Annotated in this window: 23 protein-coding genes; 13 read left to right on the top strand and 10 right to left on the bottom strand. The window is 60.8% G+C overall.

Features of this window, described 5'->3' with window-relative positions:
- Positions 1-158 precede the first annotated feature (158 nt).
- The 3 genes from Q1B40_RS17240 (at position 159) to Q1B40_RS17250 (ending at position 3,851) form a co-directional block, all read left to right on the top strand.
- Positions 159-1,919 (top strand): flagellar biosynthetic protein FliO, encoded by a 1,761-nt coding sequence (locus tag Q1B40_RS17240; protein WP_299817042.1) that lies wholly within the window; start codon positions 159-161, stop codon positions 1,917-1,919.
- On the top strand, positions 1,919-2,686 hold the full coding sequence (gene fliP / locus Q1B40_RS17245) for a flagellar type III secretion system pore protein FliP (RefSeq protein WP_299817044.1): 768 nt from the start codon (positions 1,919-1,921) through the stop codon (positions 2,684-2,686). The genes Q1B40_RS17240 and fliP overlap by 1 nt, the downstream gene beginning before the upstream one ends.
- 106 nt (positions 2,687-2,792) lie before the next feature.
- The gene (locus tag Q1B40_RS17250) at positions 2,793-3,851 is read left to right on the top strand and encodes a DUF2336 domain-containing protein (RefSeq protein ID WP_299817046.1); all 1,059 of its coding nucleotides are present in this window, start codon (positions 2,793-2,795) and stop codon (positions 3,849-3,851) included.
- Between the two features lie 40 nt (positions 3,852-3,891).
- Here the strand turns inward: Q1B40_RS17250 and Q1B40_RS17255 are convergent, their stop codons facing one another.
- The 5 genes from Q1B40_RS17255 to fliL form a co-directional block, all read right to left on the bottom strand.
- On the bottom strand, positions 3,892-8,145 hold the full coding sequence (locus Q1B40_RS17255) for a tetratricopeptide repeat protein (RefSeq protein ID WP_299817048.1): 4,254 nt from the start codon (positions 8,143-8,145) through the stop codon (positions 3,892-3,894).
- 93 nt (positions 8,146-8,238) lie between these two features.
- A complete protein-coding gene (locus Q1B40_RS17260; protein ID WP_299817050.1) occupies positions 8,239-8,961 on the bottom strand; it encodes a hypothetical protein in 723 nt (240 codons plus the stop codon).
- Positions 8,958-9,533, bottom strand: a complete 576-nt coding sequence (locus Q1B40_RS17265; RefSeq protein WP_299817052.1) for a DUF6468 domain-containing protein — start codon at positions 9,531-9,533, stop codon at positions 8,958-8,960. The genes Q1B40_RS17260 and Q1B40_RS17265 overlap by 4 nt, the downstream gene beginning before the upstream one ends.
- Positions 9,533-10,765 (bottom strand): flagellar motor switch protein FliM, encoded by a 1,233-nt coding sequence (gene fliM / locus Q1B40_RS17270; protein ID WP_299817054.1) that lies wholly within the window; start codon positions 10,763-10,765, stop codon positions 9,533-9,535. The genes Q1B40_RS17265 and fliM overlap by 1 nt, the downstream gene beginning before the upstream one ends.
- A 6-nt stretch (positions 10,766-10,771) precedes the next feature.
- Positions 10,772-11,281 (bottom strand): flagellar basal body-associated protein FliL, encoded by a 510-nt coding sequence (gene fliL, locus Q1B40_RS17275; protein WP_299817056.1) that lies wholly within the window; start codon positions 11,279-11,281, stop codon positions 10,772-10,774.
- Positions 11,282-11,574: 293 nt separating this feature from the next.
- Between fliL and flgF the strand changes: the two genes are divergently transcribed.
- The 6 genes from flgF (at position 11,575) to Q1B40_RS17305 (ending at position 16,828) form a co-directional block, all read left to right on the top strand.
- Entirely contained in the window at positions 11,575-12,315 is a 741-nt protein-coding gene (gene flgF, locus Q1B40_RS17280; RefSeq protein ID WP_299817058.1) for a flagellar basal-body rod protein FlgF, read from the top strand.
- Positions 12,316-12,336: 21 nt separating this feature from the next.
- A complete protein-coding gene (gene flgG / locus Q1B40_RS17285; RefSeq protein WP_299817060.1) occupies positions 12,337-13,119 on the top strand; it encodes a flagellar basal-body rod protein FlgG in 783 nt (260 codons plus the stop codon).
- A gap of 15 nt (positions 13,120-13,134) precedes the next feature.
- Complete coding sequence (gene flgA / locus Q1B40_RS17290) at positions 13,135-14,118, top strand: flagellar basal body P-ring formation chaperone FlgA (protein WP_299817062.1); 984 nt, start codon at positions 13,135-13,137, stop codon at positions 14,116-14,118.
- Positions 14,118-14,867 carry a flagellar basal body L-ring protein FlgH gene (flgH, locus tag Q1B40_RS17295; protein WP_299817064.1) on the top strand — a complete coding sequence of 250 codons (750 nt, stop codon included), beginning with the start codon at positions 14,118-14,120 and terminating at the stop codon, positions 14,865-14,867. Before flgA ends, flgH begins: the two co-directional genes overlap by 1 nt.
- Before the next feature lie 241 nt (positions 14,868-15,108).
- A complete protein-coding gene (locus tag Q1B40_RS17300; RefSeq protein ID WP_299817066.1) occupies positions 15,109-15,870 on the top strand; it encodes an NAD(P)H-dependent oxidoreductase in 762 nt (253 codons plus the stop codon).
- A gap of 190 nt (positions 15,871-16,060) precedes the next feature.
- Complete coding sequence (locus Q1B40_RS17305) at positions 16,061-16,828, top strand: lytic transglycosylase domain-containing protein (RefSeq protein ID WP_299817068.1); 768 nt, start codon at positions 16,061-16,063, stop codon at positions 16,826-16,828.
- Between the two features lie 121 nt (positions 16,829-16,949).
- On the opposite strand, the gene dksA is transcribed toward Q1B40_RS17305, so the two are convergent.
- Together dksA and Q1B40_RS17315 are read right to left on the bottom strand one after the other, a co-directional pair.
- On the bottom strand, positions 16,950-17,366 hold the full coding sequence (gene dksA, locus Q1B40_RS17310; protein ID WP_299817070.1) for an RNA polymerase-binding protein DksA: 417 nt from the start codon (positions 17,364-17,366) through the stop codon (positions 16,950-16,952).
- 165 nt (positions 17,367-17,531) lie between these two features.
- Positions 17,532-17,951, bottom strand: coding sequence for a flagellar assembly protein FliX (locus Q1B40_RS17315; protein WP_299817072.1), 420 nt, complete (start codon positions 17,949-17,951; stop codon positions 17,532-17,534).
- A 308-nt stretch (positions 17,952-18,259) separates the two neighbouring features.
- On the opposite strand from Q1B40_RS17315, the gene Q1B40_RS17320 reads away from it, so the two are divergent.
- Genes Q1B40_RS17320 through Q1B40_RS17330 form a run of 3 tightly spaced genes read left to right on the top strand, consistent with a single transcriptional unit; the run spans position 18,260 to position 20,207 of the window.
- On the top strand, positions 18,260-19,405 hold the full coding sequence (locus Q1B40_RS17320) for a flagellar basal body P-ring protein FlgI (protein WP_299817074.1): 1,146 nt from the start codon (positions 18,260-18,262) through the stop codon (positions 19,403-19,405).
- Entirely contained in the window at positions 19,405-19,716 is a 312-nt protein-coding gene (locus Q1B40_RS17325; RefSeq protein WP_299817076.1) for a rod-binding protein, read from the top strand. Before Q1B40_RS17320 ends, Q1B40_RS17325 begins: the two co-directional genes overlap by 1 nt.
- The gene (locus tag Q1B40_RS17330) at positions 19,713-20,207 is read left to right on the top strand and encodes a flagellar protein FlgN (RefSeq protein WP_299817078.1); all 495 of its coding nucleotides are present in this window, start codon (positions 19,713-19,715) and stop codon (positions 20,205-20,207) included. Before Q1B40_RS17325 ends, Q1B40_RS17330 begins: the two co-directional genes overlap by 4 nt.
- 151 nt (positions 20,208-20,358) lie before the next feature.
- Here the strand turns inward: Q1B40_RS17330 and Q1B40_RS17335 are convergent, their stop codons facing one another.
- Genes Q1B40_RS17335 through Q1B40_RS17345 form a run of 3 tightly spaced genes read right to left on the bottom strand, consistent with a single transcriptional unit; the run spans position 20,359 to position 22,545 of the window.
- A complete protein-coding gene (locus Q1B40_RS17335) occupies positions 20,359-21,603 on the bottom strand; it encodes a serine hydrolase (RefSeq protein ID WP_299817080.1) in 1,245 nt (414 codons plus the stop codon).
- 13 nt (positions 21,604-21,616) lie between these two features.
- Entirely contained in the window at positions 21,617-22,204 is a 588-nt protein-coding gene (locus Q1B40_RS17340; protein ID WP_299817082.1) for a DUF1700 domain-containing protein, read from the bottom strand.
- The gene (locus tag Q1B40_RS17345) at positions 22,201-22,545 is read right to left on the bottom strand and encodes a PadR family transcriptional regulator (protein WP_299817084.1); all 345 of its coding nucleotides are present in this window, start codon (positions 22,543-22,545) and stop codon (positions 22,201-22,203) included. The genes Q1B40_RS17340 and Q1B40_RS17345 overlap by 4 nt, the downstream gene beginning before the upstream one ends.
- 274 nt (positions 22,546-22,819) lie before the next feature.
- On the opposite strand from Q1B40_RS17345, the gene Q1B40_RS17350 reads away from it, so the two are divergent.
- Positions 22,820-23,215 (top strand): hypothetical protein, encoded by a 396-nt coding sequence (locus tag Q1B40_RS17350; protein ID WP_299817086.1) that lies wholly within the window; start codon positions 22,820-22,822, stop codon positions 23,213-23,215.
- Positions 23,216-23,390: the final 175 nt, after the last annotated feature.

The raw sequence follows: 23,390 nt of genomic DNA on the forward strand, positions 1-23,390 counted from the left end.
TGAAAAGCGAAAAAACAAAGAGGTTTGAGGCACCGGGACGTTGCCGGTGCAAATCCTGGAATTACTGGGGATAAGCGTGACGCTCCCCAATTGCGGCAAAAAATCCGGATAACCGGCAATCGCACTGATATCGCAAGCAGGGGCGGCATGAGGTCAAGATGTACAATTGGATTGAGACGACTTTCAATGTGAGCGGAGGCATCACCCAGGTGGTCGCGGTGATACTGGCGCTTGCCGTCGTACTGCTGCTGTTTGCTCTGTTCATTTTCATTCTCAAACGACTCACCGGAGTGAATGCCCCGCAAAACAGGAACAGGCAGCCCCGGATTGCCGTCATGGACAGCGCGCCGATCGACACGAAGCGCCGTCTTGTGCTGATCCGGCGCGATAATATCGAGCATCTGATCCTCGTCGGCGGGCCGAGCGACGTGGTGGTCGAGCAGAACATAATCCGCAACGCTCCGCTGGCCACGTCGCGCCAGGGAGCCCTTCCGGGCATGGGACTTGCCGGCCCCGGCCAGATAAAATCGCCGATGGCGCCGGGCCCCGATATCCCCTTCAGGCCGGACGAGCGCATGCCTGAAGAAGACCCCGGAACGCTGGCAGCCCAGGCCACGCCTGTCAGGGCGCCTGCCGATATGGCCGACCCCGATCCTGTTTTCGAAGACGGCCCGGCGGCGCTCCCCGTCCCCGAAACCGCCTCGCCTGCGCCAGCCCCCGTTGCACAAGCGCCAATCGCACAAGCGACTGCTGCGCCTCCCCCTGTCACTCGCGCGCACATGCCTCCGGAAAGAACGCAGACTGCCCCTGTTTCCCCCAGACCGGTGCAATCGAATATTGCTCCTCCTGCAACAGCCAGGCCTCTCAAGCCGGAACCCAGGATTGGCGCCGGAAACGGTTCGAGCCGCGCAGCCGATCTTCTGCGGGCGGCCACCCAGAACGGCTTCAACCGGGCCCTTGCAAGAACACCCGCAGTTCCGGTAGCAGCGCCCGACGCTGTCGCCGCGAACCGCAAGGCTCCAGAAGTGAAGACCGGGCCGACCATGTCAGGCGAGGAGGCAATGGCTTCCGCCGACAAGCCCGCTGGCGAGCTTTCATCCACGTCCCGTTCCTTCGCCTCGCGGGAGCGCCCTGCCTACGCCGGTCACTCGATCACGCCCCCTGCCTCCGGGCCGGCAGCGCGTGCCAAGACCGCCCTGCTGAAGCCGGCTGAAACGGTACCGCAAAGGATCGAACCTGCCGTCGCCCCGCAGGGTGCAGGCACCGGTTCTCCAGAGCCTCGAATCTCCACCGACACATCACATGCAGATGCAAAGGTTGAACCGGGTCCCACAGTTCTGGCCGCCACCCTTGCCGGCATTTCGACTGCGGATGCAACCGAAACCGGCAGCGCGGAAAGCGACGACAAGGTCGATACCGGCCTCAATGAAAACGCGTCCACCGCATCCGGCGATCTCTCCGATGTGTCTGCGCTTGCCCCGGATCCGGCGCCCGACCAGACACAGGAAGCAGCGCAGGTTCTCCCACAGGCAGATGCCGGGATTTCCGCCGAAAACCCCACACCCGAGAGGCCCGTCCAGAGAGAGATCGTGCTCGATCTGGATCACCTCATTGCCGGACCCGCCCCCGAGGCGTCGAAAGAGACTGCCCCGGAACTTTCAACGGAGACTTCAGCAGAGGCTTCAGCGGAGACTCCCGCCGAACCGGTCGCGGAGGTAGCCATGTCCCCGTCAGAAAGCCCTGCCCCTCAGGAGCCGGTCCAGGCTGCCTCTGAGGAGGATGAGACCTCTCTCGAGGCGAAGACCGGGAATGACGAGGTCAAGCCGGCCACCAAACCGGTTCAGGGCCGGAGCGACAAGAACCCGATTGAAGAGGAAATGGCAAAAATTCTCGATGAGCTGGGCGGGCAGCCCAACTGATGACCCGCGACAGACCTTCCTCGCGACGATACGGATGGGTCGCATTTCTGGCCCTCGCAGCGGCATTGTTCGCCCTTCTGGCCGGACCTGCCGCCGCCCAGGAAATTTCTGTCGGCTTCGGAGATGATGCGAGCCTGACGGAGCGCGCGGTACAGCTCGTCATCCTTCTGACAGTCCTGTCGCTCGCACCGTCTATACTCGTGATGGTGACCAGTTTCACGCGGATCGTCGTGGTTCTTTCGCTGCTCCGCTCCGCGATCGGCCTGCAGACGGCCCCACCCAACATGGTCATGATCAGCCTGGCGCTGTTTCTCTCGGCCTTCATCATGATGCCGACCCTGCAGGCGGCCTATGACGCCGGCGTCGAGCCGCTGGTCAACGGGGACATCGAATTCGAACAGGCTTTCGAGCGGGCTTCGGACCCGTTCCGCACTTTCATGCTGTCTCAGGTTCGCGAAAAGGACCTTGCCCTCTTCCAGGAGCTTTCAGGCCAGGACGCGCCGGACGGCCCGGAAGATCTTTCCATGGCGACGCTGATTCCCGCCTTCATGATTTCCGAACTCAGGCGCGCCTTCGAAATCGGCTTCCTTCTGTATCTGCCGTTTCTCATCATCGATCTCGTGATCGCCTCCGTCCTGATGTCCATGGGCATGATGATGCTGCCGCCCGTTGTCATATCCCTGCCCTTCAAGCTGATCTTCTTTGTGCTCGTCGACGGCTGGAACCTTGTCGCCGGATCGCTGGTTAAGAGTTTTGGCGGAGGATAAAATTACGCATACATAAAATCTAAAAGTAGAGGAAAATTAACAATAGGACGCGAAGATCACCACTCAATTCAAGGGCTTCTCCCTCTGAAATCGCAGTGGTGAACCAGTGCTACAAGAACAACTTGAACAGCTCGCAAGGATCAGGGAACCGGAATCGAGGTCAAAACTCATCCGGACCCTTGTGGGGGAATATGCCCGTTCGGAAGAGCATCAACCCAGCGAGATGGAACGGGAGCTGTTTTCCGGAATCGTTCTGACCGTGTTCAACCAGCTCGACCGTGAGGCCCGCTACGAACTGGTCGTGCGGCTCGCCAAGACCGATCGCATCGTATCCGAACTTGCCGACAGGCTCGCCCAGGAAGACTACGAGCTCTCCGAACCCGTCATCGAGTGTTCTCCCATGATCAGCCAGAACGGGCTGATGCGGATTGCCCAGGCCGGGGGGAACGACAAGCGGTTGTCCATGGCCCGCCGGGCCGATCTGAGCGAGAAAATCTGTGACACGCTCATCGCCCGCAGCAGCAGGGATGTGGTTCACGCGCTGCTGGACAATCCGGCCGCGCCGTTTTCCGTCAAGGGCACCCTGGCCCTGCTAATCTTTGCAAATACAGAGCCCGATGTCCTTGCCTGGATTGCCAAGCGCGCGATCAAGGACGAGCAATTCCTGAAGACCCAGATGGAAATTCTGGAGACCAACTGCCCGCTCATACCCGCTCCGCTCAGGAAAGCGCTGGAAACGGGCGACCTGGAGCGGCTGGCCAATTCGATCAAGGACCTGCCGCGCGACGGCGGCATTGAGCTGGACGGTGTGAAATACTCCCGCCACGAGGCCAGCATCCAGATTGCCAACGGTGAGTTGTCGTTCGACGCCATCCTGCGCACCCTCTTCGAGCAGGAACGCCTCGATGCCGCCATCTGGCTGATCAGCCGCAAGATCAATCTCGCCGATGAAGTCGTTTCCGATACGCTCAAATCGGACGCGGACGGCGCGATCATGCGCCTGATGCTGCAGACCGGCATCCACGAGAAGACCTATCGCGATTTCCTGAAAGCCCGCAGCGGCTGGCTCGACCGCAGCACGCGGTCAATTCCCGAACTGGTCATGCGCTACAAGGCTGAACTGAGAAACCCGCGATACTACAGCCAGCAGCTGGCCGCTCAGTAGACTTGCCGGGAGCTGACAGTTCGATTGAACGCAGCTTGCTCTAACCGGCAGCGTCGCCGGCTTGCGAAACCGCTGTGGACTGGTCCGGGCTGCGGTCAGGCGACATGTACTGGCGGCGGTATTCCTTCAGGAAAGTTTCCAGTGAATCGACATCCGCCAGCTGATTGGCGATTTCCAGGAACTCGACGCCCTGGGTTTCGAACGGTCGGGTGACGATTTCAAAGGCCAGAGCTTCGGGGCTGTTGGACATTTTCGTCATATATTTGGTCTGCAGCCGTTCCAGGCTCAAGCGGTCGCCTGCCAGCGAAAAGGCAATTCCGGCGCGAAGAATATCGCGGCGTTCCAGATCGTCGAGGGGAATATTGTCCGACCAGCGCGAACCGTGCATCGCCTCGAACTGTTCGCCGGCTTCCCGCCAGCTTTCGGCAGCCCAGAAAGTGTCGCCTCGCAGACGGTCCACATCCGAACCACGCATGTTGCGCACCAGTTCCAAGGCAAGATCCGGGCGCCCGCTTTCGGTAAGTGCCCTGGCTTCGACGATGTTCCGCTGCCGTTCAAGAGTGGATGGCAGGCTCGCCTGCCGCGTGCGGTTCAGGACACGCAAAGCTTCGTCCGCCTTGCGGTCCATCAGGTAGATGGCAGCCAGATCGGCTGCGATCTGAGCTCTGGCCGCGCCTTTCAGCCGGTTGTCGACCTGATGCCGCAACAGGTCGGTCGCCTGTCCCAGCAGGTCGACTTCCACCAGCTTCTCGGCCAGAAGACGGACCATCTCGTCGCCCCGACGGCCGATGGGCGTCAACTCGCGGAAATCATAATAAAGAGCCAACGCCTTGATCGTCGGCATTTCATCGACCTTGCCGTCCAGGAACAGGGAATTGAACAAGCCGTTCATTTCTTCCTGCAGCAGGCGGGTGGTATCGGCATCCGGTTCGGCCTGAACCGCGGACCTCATGGCCTCGAACGCTTCGCGGTATTGGCCTCGTTCGGCATAAAGCTGCGCCAGGAAGCGCAGCGTTTTCAGCTCTATCTCGTCCCCGCGCCAGGACGTGGCCAGTCCGGCCAGCCTGTCGATGGCTTCATCTATTCCAAGCTCGCCATCCCGGTAGCGGATCCGAAGTGCCCGGTATTCCGCTTCGGCGGCACGCGGCCTGTCGTCGGACCGCGTAACCAGATCGAACACGGTCAAAGCTTCCTGAGACCGGCCGGACGCATCGGCGACCCGTCCGCGCAGGATGTCGTAGCGTGCGGCCTGCGCACGGGTGACTTCACTCGGTTCGATCTCGGCCAGGATCCCGTTGGCGACACCGAAATCGTTGACTTCCACGGAGGCCTGGGCAGCGGCAAGCTTGAATTCGGTCTGGATGGCCGAAGGATAGTTGCCAACCACGGCACGACCACGCGGCATTGCGATACGCGCCGGTGTCCAGTGCCCCAGCTTGACGTCAACGATGGTCTGCCAGATGGCCGCATCCGGACTGTTCTTCAGTTCGGGCCGGTTCAGATGGTGATAGGCCTCTTCCGGACGGTTGGCCATCGTCTGGGCAGCACCCATCATCAGGTTGAAGGAACTGTCCTCCGCCATTGCCGGCTCTTCCTCAAGCGCCAGCTTCATGAGACCCTGTGCCTCCTGCGCGAACTGGTGGGCCAGATAGAACCGGGCCAGCGCCATCAGCGGTTGCCGGCGCTTGCCTTCCGGCGATTGCGCCAGACGGTCCTGCAGCTCCTGAAGCCGCGAGCGATAGGCACCCGGCCCTTCCGTGCTGAGAGACACGAATTCGATATAGTTGCTTTCCGCGGGATCGATGATCCTGTTGAAAGCCCCGGTTCCGCCGCGCAGATGTTCGCTGGACAGGGAAAGACCACCGTCCTTTTCGATGATCACGTCATCGCCGAGGATCTTCATCTTCACACCGTCGGACTTCGACGCGATGGCAATCCCCTGGGCCGAGCTCAGCGCGCTCAGATCCACGAAATTCTGAGGTTTCAACAAGCCCCTCGGCGGACCGAAACCGGTCACCAGGGAAATCGTGTCGCCGACGAACGGATCTTCAACCTGGCGGATGTTCTGGGGCTCCTGATAAAGCACCCTGAGCGCCGAGCCGCCGTCACCACGAATATTGCGTTCAAGCTTGAGCGGAATGGACGGCTCCAGGATCATGTCGCCGATCACCAGCGACCAGGCATTGCCGTCCACACCGACGGTTGCCAACACGGGATCGTTCATGTCCATCCGCAGGATCTGGTAATCCTCGAATTGATGCACATCGATGGCTTCCGCGGTTTCGGCGAGCGCCGAGACCATGCCCCTCGTATCGATGGTGGCGTCGGTGTCGAACACCAGCCAGATGCTGTCGTTGCGGCGGAAAACGGCGCTCGAGACCGGCTCGGAAAAGGGAAAGACCACGCGCACGGTATTCCCGATCCTGCGCGCCTCGGCCGATACGAAGTTGCGGACCTCCTCCGCGAACTCGGCTGGAGGTGTTTCCGGCGAGTCCGGCATCTGCGTCAGATCCTGCCCGCCCGTTGCCCGCCAGACATCCGGCACGGCAGATTGTGAACGACGGGGCAGCTGAATGCCGGCCGGCACATCCGATCCCCCGAGGCTCAGGGGTTGCTGCATCTCCGAGGGATCCTGCGGAGAAGGCATAGCCCCCTCGGCTGAACCGTCAGCTATGTCGCCTTGCGGCAAGGTCTGGATGTCTCCGGCATCGCCCTGCGCGCCATCCTGATCCTGGTTCTGATCCGGATCCTGTGGCGGCTCAATCTGCTGCGTGGAAAGATCGAGCATCGGCGCCTGCCGGACGAATTCTTCTTCCTGTACTTCTACCGGAGCCGAACCGGAAAGGGGCAACGCGCCGGGCGCCGCCTGTGCGGTGACAACCGGCGCCGCAGCCGCCTGATCTTCCTCGCGCTTGCCGGCGGCCGGATCCGGAATTGCCGACGTGATCAGGCCGTCCGACCGATGAACGTCGTCCGCATCGGCCGGGGACAGCACGGAAGCGACAAGGTCCGGCGCAGGAAGTGCTTCGACCGCCGTGGCGGTCGTAGTAGTTTCGGTTTGCGCGGAACGAACCGGCTTGGATCTGGGCACCATCGCCAACCGGGGTCCTTCGGGTGGAGCCGAATTCGAAAGATCGGGGTTTTCCGTCGGCGGTTGCCCGGTATCCAGCAACCCTGTGCCCTCCCCGGCTTTTGCAGGGGCAAGTGGGACCACCGTATAGGCAGGGGAATCGTCAGCTTCCGATTCCTTCATGATGTTGCCGCCTGTGGAAACGGTGGGACCGGACGACGGCAGACCGCGCGGTTCCTTCACTTCCCGCGTATCCCTCAGGCCGGGAGCGGTGATCATGCTTTGGCGGTTTTCGTTGTCCTCGACCGACAGTTCCTTGTTGATCAGGGCATTCGCCGGATCGTTGGCGGTCATGTTCTCGGGCGTCACGTCTATGACGTAGGTCTGCTCCTCGCGGAAGGCACGGATGTCCACGGACGGCTCGATACGCATCAGGAACTTGAGCTTGCCCTGGTCCAGGAACGAGGTGGCATCGATGACCCCCTGGGGGAGATGCGCGCGCAGATGAGAGATATCCAGTTGCGCCGGATGATTGAACGTCAACTTGATGATGTCGTTCTCGCGTACGAACGCAGTATCGAATTTGATGGACCAGTCGAAGACAAGCCGGGTGAAGGTCGGATGTTCGCCCACGTAAAGCGCGACTTCCGGACCTTCCTGCACTTTCAGCCGTGCCTGTTCCAGCGCACGAACCTTGCGCATGGCGGCTTCTGCCCGCTTGGCCAATTCCCGCACCACATCGTCGGGCAGACCGGGCGGCAGACCCTGCCAGTTGAGCGGCAGGATATCGACGAAGAGTTTCTCCCCGGCTTCCAGCGTGTTTATCTTGAACTGGTTCTTCAGGGCGAAGCGGATGGCGCTGCCGTCGGGATCGCGGCGGGCGATGGCGACGTAATCCTTGAGATCGAGCGGCACGTCGTCGACATTGATGTCGATCGGCTCCTCGAAGGAGATCCGCAACACACCGCCGGTGATCAGGGCATCGTAGATCGGCAGCAGCGTCCGGTCCTTGAAGGTCAGGACGATCCGGCCGTATCCGTCTTTCTGGGAAACGTCGACATCCACCGGTTCGAGCGACTGAGCCCGAAGCGGGGCAAGTCCGGCACTCAGGAACAGGACCAGGACTGACCAAACGGCAGCCGCAGCCAGACGCGAAAGCGCCCGCTGTCCGCCGGCAACGGCGGAATAGCAGCTTTTACCAATGGTCAGGAATAGTCCCTGCAAGTTGTTCTGTCCTTGGATAACACCAACACACCATTATTAGTTTTCTGTTCTTAACGTGCTCTTACGCGACACGTTTAAATCCACGTGTTTCGCTCAGTTAGATGGGATTTTAGGCAAGTTATCCTGAACAGGCACCTGGGCCGGCATCGGCTTGGCGGTTTCCGCACCCGCGTCCGGGTCACCAGCAATGGCGACCGTCAGCTTTTCCGCAGATTCGCCTGACATCCGGGCCAGGATATCGGCCATCTTCCTCGGCTTCATCTGGCGAACCACCTTGAGGAGGATCGGAAGGCTGAGCCGGTCGAAAATGCGGGCGGCGTCCTTGGGCTTCATGCTTTCATACATGGTGACAAGCCCGGCTATCTCCTCACGCTCCTGCTTTTCCTTTTCGCCGACGGCGGCCTCGATGCGCTGTTCCAGTTGCTTGAGTTCGTCCACCTGCTTTTGAATGCGTTCCTCGGTCGCCTGCAGGAGTTTTTCCCGCAGATCGAGCTGCCCCTCCTGCTGCTGCAGGTTTTCCCGGCGCTTTCCGAGGCTTTCCAGCACGGCGCGCTCGGCCGCGGATCCCCCGATTTCAAGATTGTCCGGCAAGACCGGCTGGTCCGGCACGCCGCCTGCGGGAGGCGGCGGAGGCGCCCCATCCTCGGGCATGTCGGGCGGGGCTTCGCCGGCATCGGCGCTGGCCGCGGTTTCCTGGGCGACTGCGCCATTGATCGGAAGATTGCCGCTGTCGGGCCCGAGCACGAGCCCGAGCACCTTGAGCGCAAGCAGAGCGCTTGCCGAAATCCCCAATAATGGCAGCAGTCTCAAGTTCATGCCGCAGCGCCCTTGCGCCTGCGGAATTCCTCAAGCCGGGCCGTCGCTTCCGCTGCCGCGCTGCGGATATCGGAGGTACGGCTGCGCTTGCGCTCCGGCTCGGGTTCGGGAGCAGCAGGCCCGCCATAATGAGAGGCAGGCGCATAGGACGGCTGCTGCGGAGCATAGGCCGGGGCCGAGGTCTGTGGCGGCGCCGCATAGACGTCGCTGTGCGGCGCGCTTTCACGCGCCGGCATGGCAGAGCGGGCGGCTTCGGCGATCTGCGTGATGCGGGTAAACACCTTCTCGCCTTCACCAAGCTGGTCGGCCAGGCTGTGCGACATTGTTTCCGCCTGCTTGAGACGGGTGCCGAGGGTCTTGTCGGCCTCTGCGGCGGTGGTCTTCAGGCCGAGGATCGCCCGTTCGGCGATTTCCGTTGCCGTCATCAACTCCGAAATGGTTGCCCGCAGCACCTGCTCGTCGGCGCGCAGCCGCTGCAAACGCTTGTTCAGCATCCAGCAGTAGCCGATCGTGATCAGCAACAGAACAGCGACCATACCTTCGATAATCATTCCGAGTGGCAAGGTGGTCATTAATTCTCCATTTCGCTTTGCATGGCACGCTCGAATGCAGCCAGGGTCATTTTCTGCTTGCGCAAATTCTTTGCGACACGGATGGAAATGGAATCGTTCACTTTCCCGAGCGTCCCTTCCGTCAACGGAACATTGCCGCACTTGATCAGCACGGGATCGGACGGTCCCACATCGAACACCAGTGTCTGACCGACACCAAGGCTCAGGACCCGCCCGAGCGGCAGGTAGGTTTCGTAAAGAACGGCATCGATCTCGATTTCCGCAGCATGAATCTCGGAAGCCAGATGGCCCTCCCAGATCGGATCGCGGCCGAACTTCTCGCCCATGAACATCTGCAGGAGCAGATCGCGGATCGGCTCCAGCGTCGCATAGGGCATCATGATCTCGACCGAGCCCCCCCGGTCTTCCATGTCGATCCTGAGCTCTACGAGAATGGCGGCATTGGCCGGGCGGGAGATCGCCGCAAAGCGCGGGTTGGTTTCCAGCCGTTCGAGATTGAAGTGAACCGGCGAAAGCGGCGCGAATGCCTGCTCCGCATCCTGCAGGATGAGCGACACCATCTGCTGCACGAGGCCCGTTTCGATGGTGGTGTATGGGCGGCCTTCCACACGGACGGCCGATGTTCCCCGCCCGCCGCCGAGCAGCACATCGATGATGGAATAGATGAGACTGGATTCAACCGTGATCAGCCCGAAGCCGTCCCATTCCTCAGCCTTGAACACACCCAGAATGGCCGGCAGCGGAATCGAGTTCAGGTAATCGCCGAAACGCACCGAGCTGATGGAATCCAGCGACACCTCGACGTTGTCGGAGGTGAAGTTGCGCAAGGAGGTGGTCGTCAGCCGCACCAGACGGTCGAACACGATTTCGAGCATCGGCAGACGCTCGTAGGAGACCATCGCCGAGTTGATGAGCGCCCGAATGCCGCTCTGGTCGCCGGCAATCGTATCTTCGATATTGAAGCCCAGAAGGTTGTCGATTTCCTCCTGGTTGAGAACACGATCCGCGCCTCTCGTGGCGTTTTCCAGATCCGGCTCGCTGTCGTCGATCATCGCCGCCCATTGGGCCGCCATATCGTCGGAGCCCCCGGCTCCCTGCTCTTCGAGCGCCGCGCCCCAGGCCGCGGCCAGATCGTCGTCCTCGTCGCCGCCGGCACCCTGCTCCGCCAGGGCAGCGCCCCAGGCGTCGGCCATGTCCTCTTCGGACAGGTCATCTTCGTCGGTATCAGCCATTAAACCCTACTGAACAAGGATTTCCTTGAACAGTACCCCTTCAACCTTTGCCGGATAGACCGACAGATTGATCCGCCTGAGCAATTCTTCCTTCAGACGGAACAGACCGGCAGACCCTTCCAGGTCCGCTGGGCGCAGCTCGCGCAGGTAAATCTGGAACGCATCCAGAATACGCGGCAAAAACGGTTGGATCTGTTCGATCATCCCGCGGTTTTCAACTTCCAGGGCGATGCGGACCTTGAGATAGGTGGAGCGCCCGTCCGTCGCCAAATTCACGGTCATCTCCGGCAGGTCGTAAAACACCACCGGCTTCTGCACTTCCTGAAGCGGATCCCCCTCGCCCGGCGTCGGTGCCGGGCTGTCAGACCCCATCAGGAAGAAATAGGCCCCACCGCCCGCGGCGAGCAGGACCACAAGTCCGATGCCGCCGAACAGGAACAGTTTCTTCCGGCCACCGCCGGCACTGCCCTCAGCGGCGTCTTCGTCTTCTTCGCCTGCGGCATTTTCGTCCGCCATTCCGCACTCCGCTTCAAGCTTGCGCTCGCGCGCGCTAAATTATTACTAAAGAGTTAATGGTTAACGAGTGGTTAACGATTGGATCCGCTCCACTGACGCGAGTCACCGGGCAAATATTGCCAACTGGTTAAGTTTTGCCGGAATCTCTTGCCGCATGCATCCGCCCCGTTAAGCTTTTACCCAGATTTCCCAACGATTTAAAAATTGGCACGCTCCGTGCATTAACCTTAACGAGCCAGCGGATCTGGGGAGATCAGCCGGCTTTTCGGGGAGCATGAAGGGAACCGTTCGCCATGGAGAACGCTCAACTAGTTGCCTTGTCGAGGCAATCGATCTTGAGACACAAGCTGGATGTGGTCGCCAACAACATGGCGAACATCAACACAACCGGCTTCAAGTCGCAGAATCTGCATTTCGCGGAATATCTCATGCCCGTCGCGGACGGGACCGCCTTCCTGCCGCAGGACCGCAAGATTTCCTACACGGACATGTTCACAACGCGGACCAACTTCGAGCACGGCTCGATCAAGTTGACCGGCAATGAATTCGATCTCGCGCTCAACAGCGACGGCTTTTTCGCCGTCCAGATGGAAGACGGCACGGAAGCCTACACCCGCAGCGGCGCCTTCGGTCTCGACGCGAACGGCCAGCTGATCTCTGGCAGCGGACATCCTGTCATGACCGACGTGGGCCCGATCACCTTTTCGGTCGAGGACGGCCGGGTGGAAATCGCCAAGGACGGTACGATCGCGACCGAGCAGGGCATTCGCGGCAAGATCAAGGTCGTGAACTTTGAAGACGTGCGCACCCTCGAGAAGGTCGGCGACACGCTCTTTGCCGGTGAAGACCCCATCGCTGCCGCCGAAGTGCGCATGGTTCAGGGAGCCGTAGAAGGCTCGAATGTCTACGGCATCACCGAAGTAACCCGGCTTATCGAGGTCACCCGCGCCTATGACGCGACATCCAAGGTCGTGAAGGACCTGGATGAGCTCCGCCGGCAGGCCATCGGCACCCTTGGAAAATTTCAGGCCTAAGCGGCATCGAGGAATAAGAAAATGAAAGCACTCCATATCGCCGCGACGGGCATGAAGGCCCAGGAACTGAACGTCGAAGTCATTTCGAACAACGTGGCCAACATGCGCACGACCGGCTTCAAGAAGCAGCGGGCGGATTTCCAGGATCTTCTCTACCAGAACCTGCGCCGCATGGGCACGGAGACCTCCGACGCCGGAACGATCGTCCCGACCGGTATCCAGATCGGCTCTGGCGTAAAGCTGGCCTCCACCACCCGCATCATGTCGCAAGGCTCGCTGGAACAGACCGGCAAGCAGCTCGACCTGGCCATCCGCGGTGAAGGTTTCTTCCAGATCGACATGCCGGACGGCACCACGGTCTACACCCGCGACGGATCGTTCGAGCGGGACGCCGACGGCCAGCTCGTGACCGTTGACGGCTACACCGTCAACCCGGGCATCAACATTCCCGAAACCACCCTGGACATCACCATTTCCAACACCGGTGAGGTTCAGGGCGTCGATCAGGCAGGCAACACCGTCCAGCTCGGACAGGTCCAGCTGGTCAGGTTCGTCAACACTGCGGGCCTCGAGGCGATCGGCGACAACCTCTTCCGGGAAACGGATGCCAGCGGCGCACCGGAAACCGGCGACCCCGGCGATGACGGCTTCGGCAGCGTCGCGCAGTACTTCCTGGAAATGGCCAATGTGGACGCGGTGACGGAAATCGCCGACCTCATCTCCGCCCAGCGCGCCTATGAGATGAATTCGCAGATCATCCAGGCAGCCGACGAGATGTACTCCACGACCACCAACCTGCGCTAAGATTGGAAGGCTGAGATGATGAAACACCTTCTGAAGACCGCGATCGCCCTTCTGCTGGCGGGACTCGCCGGCGGAGTGTCGCTCGCGGAAGAGCGCCCGATCCTGCGCTCCCAGGTTCTGACCCTGTCCGACATCGTGACCGTCGGAGACTTCTACTCAAACGCCGGCCTGCTGGCGTCCAAACCCCTCTTCCGCTCGCCGGACATGGGAACATCCGGCAATGTGGCCGCCGATGTCGTCGCCAAGCGCGCCCGGGCGGCGGGTCTGGAACTTGCCGGAACCGACGGATTGCGCTCGGTTGTCGTCCACCGGGGCGCAACAAGGTTCGACCGGGGCCGTCTTGAAGGACTGGTCCGGACGGCTCTTGCAGAACGCAATGCCGGTGTGGACGCCGACAATCTCGACGTGCGGCTGGTGCAGGCCCCCGAAGAGATCATGGCCGACCCGAAAGTGACGGATCCCGTACGGATCGACCGTGTCGACTGGCAGCAGTCCAACGGACGCTTCACCCTCTTCGCCACAGTGGCGGTCGAACATGGCACCCGGGCGGTTACCCTGAGCGGTACCGCCGTGGAAATGATCGAGGTGGCGACCCTGACGCAGCCGCTCCGCCGCGGCGATATTCTCAGCGAAGACGACATCACCGTTATCCGGCTCGCGCGCAGCAAGGTTCCGGCCGGCGCTATTCTGGATCCGGCGGAAATTGCCGGCAAGGAAGCGCGCAACAGCCTGCGCGCCAATGCGCCCCTCGCCCGCCACGATTTCCGCCACCCGGTGCTTGTCAGCCGGGGCGAAAAGGTCACGGTCACCTTCGAAATGGTGGGTATGAAACTCACTTCGCGCGCCCAGGCCATGGATGACGGCGCCAAGGGCGATGTCATCGATGTCATGAACCTTCAGTCCCGGCGCATCGTCCCGGCAACTGTTTCCTCCCGCGGTCAAGTACGCGTTCTCACCGCAAATCCTGTTGTTGCAAGCTTGAACAGCGAGACCAAATAATGTTGACCTCCCTTCCCAGAAACCTGCTGGCGAGCATCGCGCTGAGCGCTCTCGCAGCAGGGTGCGGCACCGCCGACAAACTCGCCAATGTCGGCCAGCAACCTGCGCTGAACGCCATCCAGGATCCGACCACGACGCCGGGCTACCGCCCCGTGCAGATGCCCATGCCGGAACCGCAGCAGGCGCATTACAATCCGAATTCGCTCTGGCAGTCGGGCAGCCGGGCCTTCTTCAAGGACCAGCGCGCCAGCCAGGTCGGCGACATCCTGACCGTTGTCGTCACCATCGACGACCAGGCCGAAATCGAGAACAAGACCGAACGCAGCCGCTCGGAAACCAGCGGAGCCGGCGTCGGCGGCGCCCTCGGCACGGCCATCGACACGATCTTCATGCCGGCCAGTGTCGCCGCCAGCGATCTTGCGAGCACCAACAGCAACTCCAGTTTCGAGGGAGACGGAAGCGTCGACCGCAACGAAACGCTGCAAACGACGGTGGCCGCCGTCGTGACCCAGGTCCTGCCAAACGGCAATCTGGTGATCGAAGGCCGCCAGGAGGTGCGCGTCAACTTCGAAGTCCGCGAAATGATCGTCGCCGGTATCGTCCGTCCGGAAGACATCACCGCGAACAACCGTATCGCCAGCGAACAGATTGCCGAAGCCCGTATCGGCTACGGCGGCCGCGGCCAGATATCCGATGTTCAGCAGCCGCGCGTCGGCAACCAGGTCCTGGATATCCTGCTGCCGTTCTGACCCGGCACCCGATCAGACGGCGGGCTCTTTCGATCCTCGATCACGGGCCCGTGGTCTAACGTCCCCCCGGCCGGCCGCCGTTGACGTGTTCTAGAAGCGCCCGTGGCTCCGGCTGACGACGGGCATGGCGTCTCGCTCCCCGAGCGCCATGCCCGTTCTCTTACCGCAATCTCTCGAGAGGATCCGGCCTCAGGAGACCGTGTCACGCCTCCCCCTTAAAGCCTGAATGAGGATAAAATCCGTGACGATCACCCTGATCGTGCTTGTCCACCCCGCCCCGACGTCCTTCAACGCCGCCTGGGCCGAAGCTACGGAAACGGCCTGCCTGTCGCTTGGCGACGAGGTGCTCCGGTCCGACCTTTACGCCATGGGGTTCGATCCGGCGGAGCGTCCCGGTCACTATGCTTCGGCCTGCGTGAGCGATCCCTACGACGTCCTGAAAACACAGGAAGCTGCCGCCAGGGCGGGCCGGTTGCCTGCGGACGTTCAACACGAAATCGACAAGGTCCGCGCCGCGGACCGGATCATCCTGCACTTTCCCGTCTGGTGGTTCGCCCCGCCCGCCATGCTGAAGGGGTGGTGCGAAAGGGTTCTGGTCAATGGCGGGCTGCACGATACCGACAACAGGTTCGATACCGGCCGCTTTCGCGGCAAGTCCGTGCTGTTCTGCGCAACCACCGGGTCGAGACAGGAGGAAAGCGCCTACAACGGCAAGGAAGGCGATATCCAGATGCTGCTCTGGCCCCTCGCCTACACCTTCCGCTACCTCGGTTTTGACGTGTTGAGGCCCAGAACCATTCACGGAGTGCATGGCTATCACAAGGGTCCGGCAAAAATGGATCTTGAAGCCCGGCTGCAAGCCGAACTTGCCGGCCATTGCGAGGCAATCGCCGGATACGACACTCTGCCGCGCCTGACTTTCAATGCGGACAGCGATTTCGAACGCGGACGCCTGCGGCCCGGCGCTCCGGTCCACTCACATTTCATACGGCATGAGCCGTGATGGCCTGCCGGCCGCCCTTGACCGCTCTTTACCTGAAGGCGTCCAACTGTGTCAGGCAGGTGCCGTTTCGATAGGATTTCAATGTCAGGATGACGCAGGGTCGTTTTGAGCTAGAATGATCGCAGGCCGATTGCGATTCAGTGAGGATTTGATGGTTCGATTGCTCGTTTGTTTTTTGGGACTGGGTCTTTTGACGGCCACACCGGCCTTGAGCGCCAGCTGCGGCAACGGTCCGGCGGGCTTTGAAGCCTGGAAACAATCCTTCATTGCCGATGCATCCCGTCATCGCCTGAAGCCGAGGGTCGTGAAGGCGGCCCTGCAGAATGTCAGCTACAATCCCAAGGTCATCCGGCTGGACCGCGGCCAGAAATCCTTCAAGCTGAGCTTTGAGCAATTCTACGCCAAGCGGGTCAACAACGCGATGATCCGGCGCGGTCAGAAGCTCGGCCAGACCTACGCGCGCATCTTCAGGGGCATTGAAAAGAAGTACGGTGTTCCGGCGCCGGTCATTCTGGCGATCTGGGGTCTGGAAACCAATTACGGCAGCTTTTCCGGCAACATGCCGGTCCTCCAGTCTCTCGCCACCCTCGCCTATGACTGCCGTCGCTCGGCGTTTTTCACCAACGAACTGGTTGCCGCCCTGACCATCGTTCAACGGCGCGACATGTCGCCGGAAGAGATGAAGGGGGCCTGGGCGGGCGAACTCGGTCAGACCCAGTTTCTGGCCTCATCCTATGTCAAATACGCCGTCGACTATGACCGCAACGGCCGCCGCGACCTGGTCCGCTCGATCCCCGACGTTCTCGCTTCCACGGCAAATTACCTGGCGCAGCACGGCTGGCGCCGCGGTCAGGGCTGGGGCCCGGGCACCGCCAATTACAAGGTTCTGCAGAAATGGAACAAGGCCAGCGTTTACGTCCAGACAATTTCGGTAATGGCGGACAAGATCGCCGGATAATGCCTCGCGCAGGCCGTGCATCTGTTGGCCCGGCCTGAATACCGCCGCGCCATAAAAAAACCTTCCCGCGAAGGGGAAGGTTTAAAGCGAGTCATGCGGCAGCACTGCCATTCATGAAAGGTCAGTCGTCGCGATACACCTTTTCGCGGCGTTCATGTGCTTCCTGGGCTTCAATCGACAAGGTTGCGATCGGCCGGGCTTCGAGACGTCGCAGCGAAATCGGTTCGCCCGTCTCTTCGCAATAGCCGTAGCTCCCGTCGACAATACGTTCCAGCGCATCGTCGATCTTTGAAATCAGCTTGCGTTGCCGGTCACGGGCACGCAGCTCGATCGAGCGATCCGATTCGGACGACGCACGGTCTGCAAAGTCGGGATGGTTCTGGCTTTCTTCCTGAAGATTGGTGAGCGTTTCCTTGCTCTCCCTCAGGATGTCCTCTTTCCAGGCCAGCAGCTTGTTACGGAAGTACTCCCGCTGCCTGTCATTCATGAACGGCTCGTCTTCCGAGGGTCGGTAGTCAGACTCTATTTCAACCGTCATCGATAGCTCCGGATTACCGTTAGGCCGGGCGCAATATATAGCCGCATCCTCCAACCGACAACGGTCCATTTGAAAAAAATGAAAACGCGGAAATACCAGAATTTTCAAAACGTTGCGTGAGTTTAGCTCACATTTGACGTATATTCCCCTCGCCTGCAGGACGGCTTAATCGAGGAATCGGCCAAGCTTCGCCAGTTCGACTTTGACACGCAATTCGATCTCATCCATCACGGAATCCACATCGGGATCGCCGCTGGGCTGACGTCTGGAAACGTCCTGCGCGAGCGTCTCCAGCCGGTCTTCGGAGACGTGCCCCCCGAGCAGATCCGCGCGCACGGCCTCCAGTGAATCGAGCAGGGAATGTCCGCGTCGGGCAGCCCGTGACCGGCGCTCGGCAACTTCATCGACTTCCTGCAGGGCCAGAAGCGCATCCATTCCCTGGATAGAGGCGCCGCCGGCCGTCTGCGCTGACGGAGAAACCTCCGAGCCCAGATCGGGCGCGAACTGGTCCGCCCCGGACGGGCTGCGCTTTTTCGCACCTTTCCCCTGGACGCCAGTAATCGGTTTATTGCCGGTGATACGCATTTTCTCTTCCGATCCATCCGCAGGTTAGCCGATAAAACCGGTCCTGCCCGTCAGATTCTGCCGCCAAGGGTAAATGAGTCCTTGCAGGTTGGGCAATATTTGCCGCCCGGCAAACGCATTTTCTTTACCCAGATCGGCAATTTTACGTGGATATGCTTGTGATTGTATCAGCATTCCCCCCAGAATCCGGGCAAATTATCGGAAAGAACATGAGGCGGCCCAAAAGTGGCACGGCTCTCGCATTACGCATTACCAGGATGTGTGACCCGGCAGCTTTCGCCGGAGGGGATAACGGGCAAGAACCAGTAATGCGAAATTTGGGTGAAAAGATTTCAGGATGGACCGCGCGGATCACGCGCAGCGCCGCTGCCCTGATCATCGGGACGGCTGTTTTGCTGACGCCTGCGCTTGCCGCCTCCCGCATCAAGGACATTGCCGATTTCGAGGGGATCCGGGAAAACCAGCTCATCGGCTACGGTCTTGTCGTCGGCCTCAACGGCACGGGCGATTCTCTCAACAATTCTCCATTCACCCAGCAGAGCCTGCAGGCAATGCTGGAACGGCTCGGCGTCAACACCCGGAATGTCGACCTGAACACCGATACCGTGGCCGCGGTCATGGTCACCGCGAACCTGCCGCCCTTTTCCACTCAGGGCACGCGGATCGACGTGAACGTCAGCGCCCTCGGAGATTCCCAGTCGCTTCAGGGTGGCACGCTTCTGGTCACTCCTCTGGTCGGCGCCGATGGTGAGGTCTATGCCATCGCGCAAGGTTCGGTGGCCATCGGCGGCTTCTCCGCCCAGGCAGACGCCGCTTCGGTCGTACGCGGAGTTCCCACTTCCGGGCGCATCGCCAACGGTGCTCTTGTCGAGCGTGAACTGGAATTCCAGCTCGCCTCCCTGACGACCCTGCGGCTCGCGTTGCGCAATCCGGACCTGACCACCGCACGGCGGGTCGCGCTCTCCATCAACGAGCTGATCGGCCTTCCGACCGCAGAACCGCTCGACCCCGCCACGGTGCGCCTCGATCTGCCGCAACGCTATGACGGCAACATCGTCGATCTTCTGACGGATATCGAGCAGCTGATTGTCGAACCGGATCTCGCCGCCCGCGTCGTCATCGACGAAAACTCAGGCATCATCGTCATGGGACAGGACGTCAAGGTGTCCATGGTCGCCGTCGCCCAGGGCAACCTGACGGTGACCATCGCCGAAACGCCTCAGGTTTCCCAACCCCTGCCCTTTGCCAACGGCGAGACCGCCGTGGTGCCGCGTTCGGAAGTTACCGTCAACGAGGACGGCGCGACGAAACTTGCGATCGTTCCGGAAACGGTGACGCTGAAGCAGCTGGTCGACGGACTGAACGCTCTGGGCATCGGCCCCCGGGACATGATCTCCATCCTGCAGGCCATCAAGGCGTCCGGCGCCCTGCAGGCCGAAATCGAGGTGCTGTGATGTTTGAGGCGATAACACCACCCACGATCCAGCAAAACCCGATGGATTCCCTCAAGGGCGTCGACCGGAGCGACAAGACCGGGGCCCGCAAGGCGGCGCAGGAATTCGAGGCGGTGTTTTTGAACACCATGCTTCAGAGCATGTTTACCGGACTGGAAGAAGGTGGAACCTGGGGCAGCGGCCATGGGGCGGATGCCTGGCAGAGCCTATTGATCGACGAATACGCACGCACCATCGCTGATAACGGCGGCATCGGACTGGCCGATAGCGTGGAACGCGAATTGCTTTCTTTGCAGGAGGGGGCCAGATGACAGCTCAGACAGATACGACGACGTTTCCGTTTTCCCTTGATCGGCCGACGAGCTACCAGGATGCGGAAACATTCTGCAAGGCCCTGTCCGGCACCATGGAAGCGCTTTTATCGGTCATCGAAATGGAAACCGACCTCGTCCGGGCCGGAAAGCTACAGGCAGCCGGCGAACTCCAGCCGGACAAGGCCCGCCTTATTCATGAATACACACGCGGCATGATCACCGCCAAGGAGCATTCGGTCGCGCTCGGCAATCTTGCGCCGGCGGCAACCCAGGCCCTGCGCCGCCAGCACGGCGAGTTCCAGCCTGTCCTGCGGATCAACCTGGCCGTTCTCTCCACCGCGCGCGATGTGGCAGGCAGCATTGTCGCCACGGTCGCCAAGGTGGCCGGCGCCAAGAACGCGGCCGCGCCAACGACCTACGGACGCAACGGGTCGGCACCGACCGGTCCGCAGATGGCACACGGGATAGCGATCAATCAATCCCTTTAGGTCCCGCACCTTTAGACGACATGGATTGGCCTGCGGCAGCTTGCTGCCCGAAAGCTCCCGGCAACGGGAGCCCAGACGGCTGACAAACTCTCAGCGCGCCTTTCCGGTCAAGTGCAGCGTCGCCGTAGCCAGGTGACTTATCGCTTTCGCTTCAGCCGTTCCCTGTACGTGCAGCAACAATCAACGATATGAGCTGATCGAACTCGCGCCGCGTGATGAAACGATGCTCGGTGCAATATTCGGTTTCACGGGCGGCCGCGTCGCGGCATGACAGAATGAGCTGTTCTATGGCCGCTTCTCCGCTCAAGCCCTCATCGCGGACCAACGGCACAAACCGTTTCCAGAACTCCGTGGTGTCCGATTGGTGGACAACCACCGTGTTCCACTGCGGGATAACCATGAGGGCCTGATTTCCCAGCCCCCATGCCCAGAACGTCCCTTCCGGCAACCCGGTCTCCGGACCGGGTAACCACCACAGATATCCGTGGCCCCATCTCAACCCGCCAATGCCTGTCTCGGTGAAATCCTCTGTCATGAGCCTCACCCAGTTGTCCGCAAGAACGCGCTGTCCTCCGGCGCGGCCGTGGTTGAGATAGAGCTCTCCAACCCGAGCAAGGTCGCGTGCGGACATTGAGAACATTGCCGCCCTGTGTTCGGACTGACTGGCATCGGAAATATAGGAGACGGCAGATCGGTCGAAGTCTTGCATCCCTGCAGGCTGCGCAATCCCGATATCGAACGCTTCGGCAATCCCGGTGCCTGTTTCGCGCTCGAAAGCCGTGGTCAGGGCATTATAGTCCCAGTTGTTGTACGCCCAGACAGTGCCGGGCCGGTTTTCCTTGTGACCCAGACGCCTGTCGATCTCCGCCTGCAGGCTGCCTGAGGCGGCTGCCGGGTGATTGATACCGGAAACACTTTTCAGCAAATCGCGCAAGGTTGCCTGCCGCTGCAACTCTGTCAGTTGGACCGGGGAGTCATCGATACCGAGTTCCTGAAGCGTCGCATCGAGACGCAGCGGGTTCGCATCGGAGGCCATTTGTTGGCCAATCAGAGCACTCAGAAGAGATTTCCGGATGGAATGAACATTGTAAGGCTCCGAGAGATCCCCGAATGCACCGACAACCTGTCCATTCGTGACGATCATCAGCGCATCGGTGCTCAGCCTGGCCACATGGCTGAATACCGCGTCCAGCCCGTCCGGGTTCCATCCAAGATCTCGGGTCTCGGCCGCATCGAGCCTTATGACTTCAATCGATCGCCCACGCGGTTGCGGGCGTGAGAGCCCGTTCTCACCGGTCAGGACAAGATAGACCATCCCGGCCATGACGATCATCAGCGAAGCTGAAATGCAGGCTACAGCGCGGCGCTTCATCCAGGGCACCTCCCATGAAGTCATCTATGTTCGGGGTTCACCCGCTCGCAGGCCGCGTCCCCGCAGGATCAGGTCTTGCCAGCCGGTAGTGAAGCCGCACATAGCGTGCCAGCCGGGTCATTCCCCAGCGGAGCCCAAGGACCAGCAAAACGATCCCGCCGAGCGAAGCGGCAAGAAATCCGATGCTGCGGAACAGAAGATAGACCCGGGAGCCCTCAGCCGGATCGTGGCTGGCCGACAAAAGGTCCAGAAGCGTTCCGATGCCGATCACCCCGAACAGCGACAGGACGAAGAACAGGATGAGGACCACGAAACCGAGAATGAGCAGACCGGGTATCAGGATAATGAGATCGATTGCAGCCAGTCCGCCCAACGCAAGCATTGCGTTCCAGAACGTCCGCGGGCTCTGATGATCTTCCCATTTGCGAATACCAAGTTCCGCGCGCAGTTCTTGAGCCAGCCGCCTAGGATCGCCGTGGGCAGCAACAACATCTTCAATGTTCCGGCCCGCCGACAAAGCTTCCGCGAAATAGGACTGGTAGTCGGCAACGATGTCCTCAATGTCAGGCGCAGGGATACCCGCCAATGCCTGGCGAAGCTCTGTCAGGAACTGCTCTTGGGTCACCGGCTGTCTCCCAGGATCTTGTTTACGGATGTCATGAAGGCTCTCCAATCCCGGGTCTGCTGTTCCAGCCTCTGTCTTCCGGCCTCGGTGAGCGTGTAGTATTTGCGAGACGGGCCGCTGCTCGACTCGACAATGCGAGAGGCCACCAGGTCTTCCTTCTGCATGCGGCGCATGAGCGGATAGATCGTGCTCTCTCCGATCCCGACGGCTTCAGCCAACGCGCTCGAAATCTCGTAGGCATAGCTTTCCTTGCGCGACAGCATGGCAAGCACACACAGTTCCAGCGCTCCCTTCTTGAGCTGCACCTGGATAGTGTCGGAACCTGCAACGCCGTTATTCATCACTAAGACCTAATACAAGCTACCTTGCATTGCAAGTTAGTGAGTGAACTGAAGGTGGCAGAGCCTCACGCATACGGGTCCTCTGCCCCTCCCCCATCCCTGCAAAAACGGAAATGCCCGGCGAACGCGCGGCTATTCCGCAAGCGAATCATACGCCTGCGAATCATCCAAAAACCGATCTTTCAAATCGTATCTAATCCGTTAACAAAATATTCATTCCCCTACGTTAACTTGCAACTGCATGGGTATCTGTATCGACTAACCCGGAGAGAAGATGATGGACACGGGATTGGCCCGGCCGCCATCGCCGACGTACACGGCGATCACGCCGGTTACGCGGGCTCCAGAGCGGAACGCGCCCGCAGCAAAAACCGAACTGCCGGCAGAAGCGACTGTCAAACCCTCCGACGAGGGCAGCGGCGGGCAGAGGGCGGCGAACAACGCACGCGATCAGCAACAGCAGCAGGATCCGATCACCCCGCGCGTTGAGCGCCGTAACGTGCTGGATCCTGACAGCGAGAGCATGATCTACGTCGCGACGAATACCGATACCGGCGAGGTCGTGCGGCAAATCCCCAGCGAAACCCTGCTGCGCCTCAGGGCCTACTCCAAGACGATGGAAGATCATCAGTCCAACCAGACACCGAAACCGGTTCAACGGGTGGTCTGACACGGCAGCGACCGTTCTGAAGCGTATCGCGTATATGCGTGATCATAAGTTCAGGAAGAGGCTCGAGGCAGTGATCGCATTGCGAACGGGTTCGGCGAATTCCAGAATTCTATTTAACGTGACACGCTCTTGGCAGGCTCCACGGCTTATCGCACCTTCTGCTTGCGAAGCATCC

Origin of the sequence: uncultured Roseibium sp., assembly GCF_947496995.1 — a bacterium.
Lineage (GTDB): Bacteria > Pseudomonadota > Alphaproteobacteria > Rhizobiales > Stappiaceae > Roseibium.

What these genes read in the sequence shown, in the direction of transcription:
- fliL (WP_299817056.1), bottom strand. Translation starts at nt 11,281, where the DNA reads ATGGCGGACGAAAATGCCGCAGGCGAAGAAGACGAAGACGCCGCTGAG.
- dksA (WP_299817070.1), bottom strand. Translation starts at nt 17,366, where the DNA reads ATGACGGTTGAAATAGAGTCTGACTACCGACCCTCGGAAGACGAGCCG.
- Q1B40_RS17265 (WP_299817052.1), bottom strand. Translation starts at nt 9,533, where the DNA reads ATGACCACCTTGCCACTCGGAATGATTATCGAAGGTATGGTCGCTGTT.
- Q1B40_RS17350 (WP_299817086.1), top strand. Translation starts at nt 22,820, where the DNA reads ATGATGGACACGGGATTGGCCCGGCCGCCATCGCCGACGTACACGGCG.
- Q1B40_RS17315 (WP_299817072.1), bottom strand. Translation starts at nt 17,951, where the DNA reads ATGCGTATCACCGGCAATAAACCGATTACTGGCGTCCAGGGGAAAGGT.
- fliM (WP_299817054.1), bottom strand. Translation starts at nt 10,765, where the DNA reads ATGGCTGATACCGACGAAGATGACCTGTCCGAAGAGGACATGGCCGAC.
- Q1B40_RS17330 (WP_299817078.1), top strand. Translation starts at nt 19,713, where the DNA reads ATGACAGCTCAGACAGATACGACGACGTTTCCGTTTTCCCTTGATCGG.
- flgF (WP_299817058.1), top strand. Translation starts at nt 11,575, where the DNA reads ATGGAGAACGCTCAACTAGTTGCCTTGTCGAGGCAATCGATCTTGAGA.
- flgG (WP_299817060.1), top strand. Translation starts at nt 12,337, where the DNA reads ATGAAAGCACTCCATATCGCCGCGACGGGCATGAAGGCCCAGGAACTG.
- Q1B40_RS17335 (WP_299817080.1), bottom strand. Translation starts at nt 21,603, where the DNA reads ATGACTTCATGGGAGGTGCCCTGGATGAAGCGCCGCGCTGTAGCCTGC.
- fliP (WP_299817044.1), top strand. Translation starts at nt 1,919, where the DNA reads ATGACCCGCGACAGACCTTCCTCGCGACGATACGGATGGGTCGCATTT.
- Q1B40_RS17240 (WP_299817042.1), top strand. Translation starts at nt 159, where the DNA reads ATGTACAATTGGATTGAGACGACTTTCAATGTGAGCGGAGGCATCACC.
- flgH (WP_299817064.1), top strand. Translation starts at nt 14,118, where the DNA reads ATGTTGACCTCCCTTCCCAGAAACCTGCTGGCGAGCATCGCGCTGAGC.
- Q1B40_RS17320 (WP_299817074.1), top strand. Translation starts at nt 18,260, where the DNA reads ATGCGAAATTTGGGTGAAAAGATTTCAGGATGGACCGCGCGGATCACG.
- Q1B40_RS17325 (WP_299817076.1), top strand. Translation starts at nt 19,405, where the DNA reads ATGTTTGAGGCGATAACACCACCCACGATCCAGCAAAACCCGATGGAT.
- Q1B40_RS17345 (WP_299817084.1), bottom strand. Translation starts at nt 22,545, where the DNA reads ATGAATAACGGCGTTGCAGGTTCCGACACTATCCAGGTGCAGCTCAAG.
- Q1B40_RS17260 (WP_299817050.1), bottom strand. Translation starts at nt 8,961, where the DNA reads ATGAACTTGAGACTGCTGCCATTATTGGGGATTTCGGCAAGCGCTCTG.
- flgA (WP_299817062.1), top strand. Translation starts at nt 13,135, where the DNA reads ATGATGAAACACCTTCTGAAGACCGCGATCGCCCTTCTGCTGGCGGGA.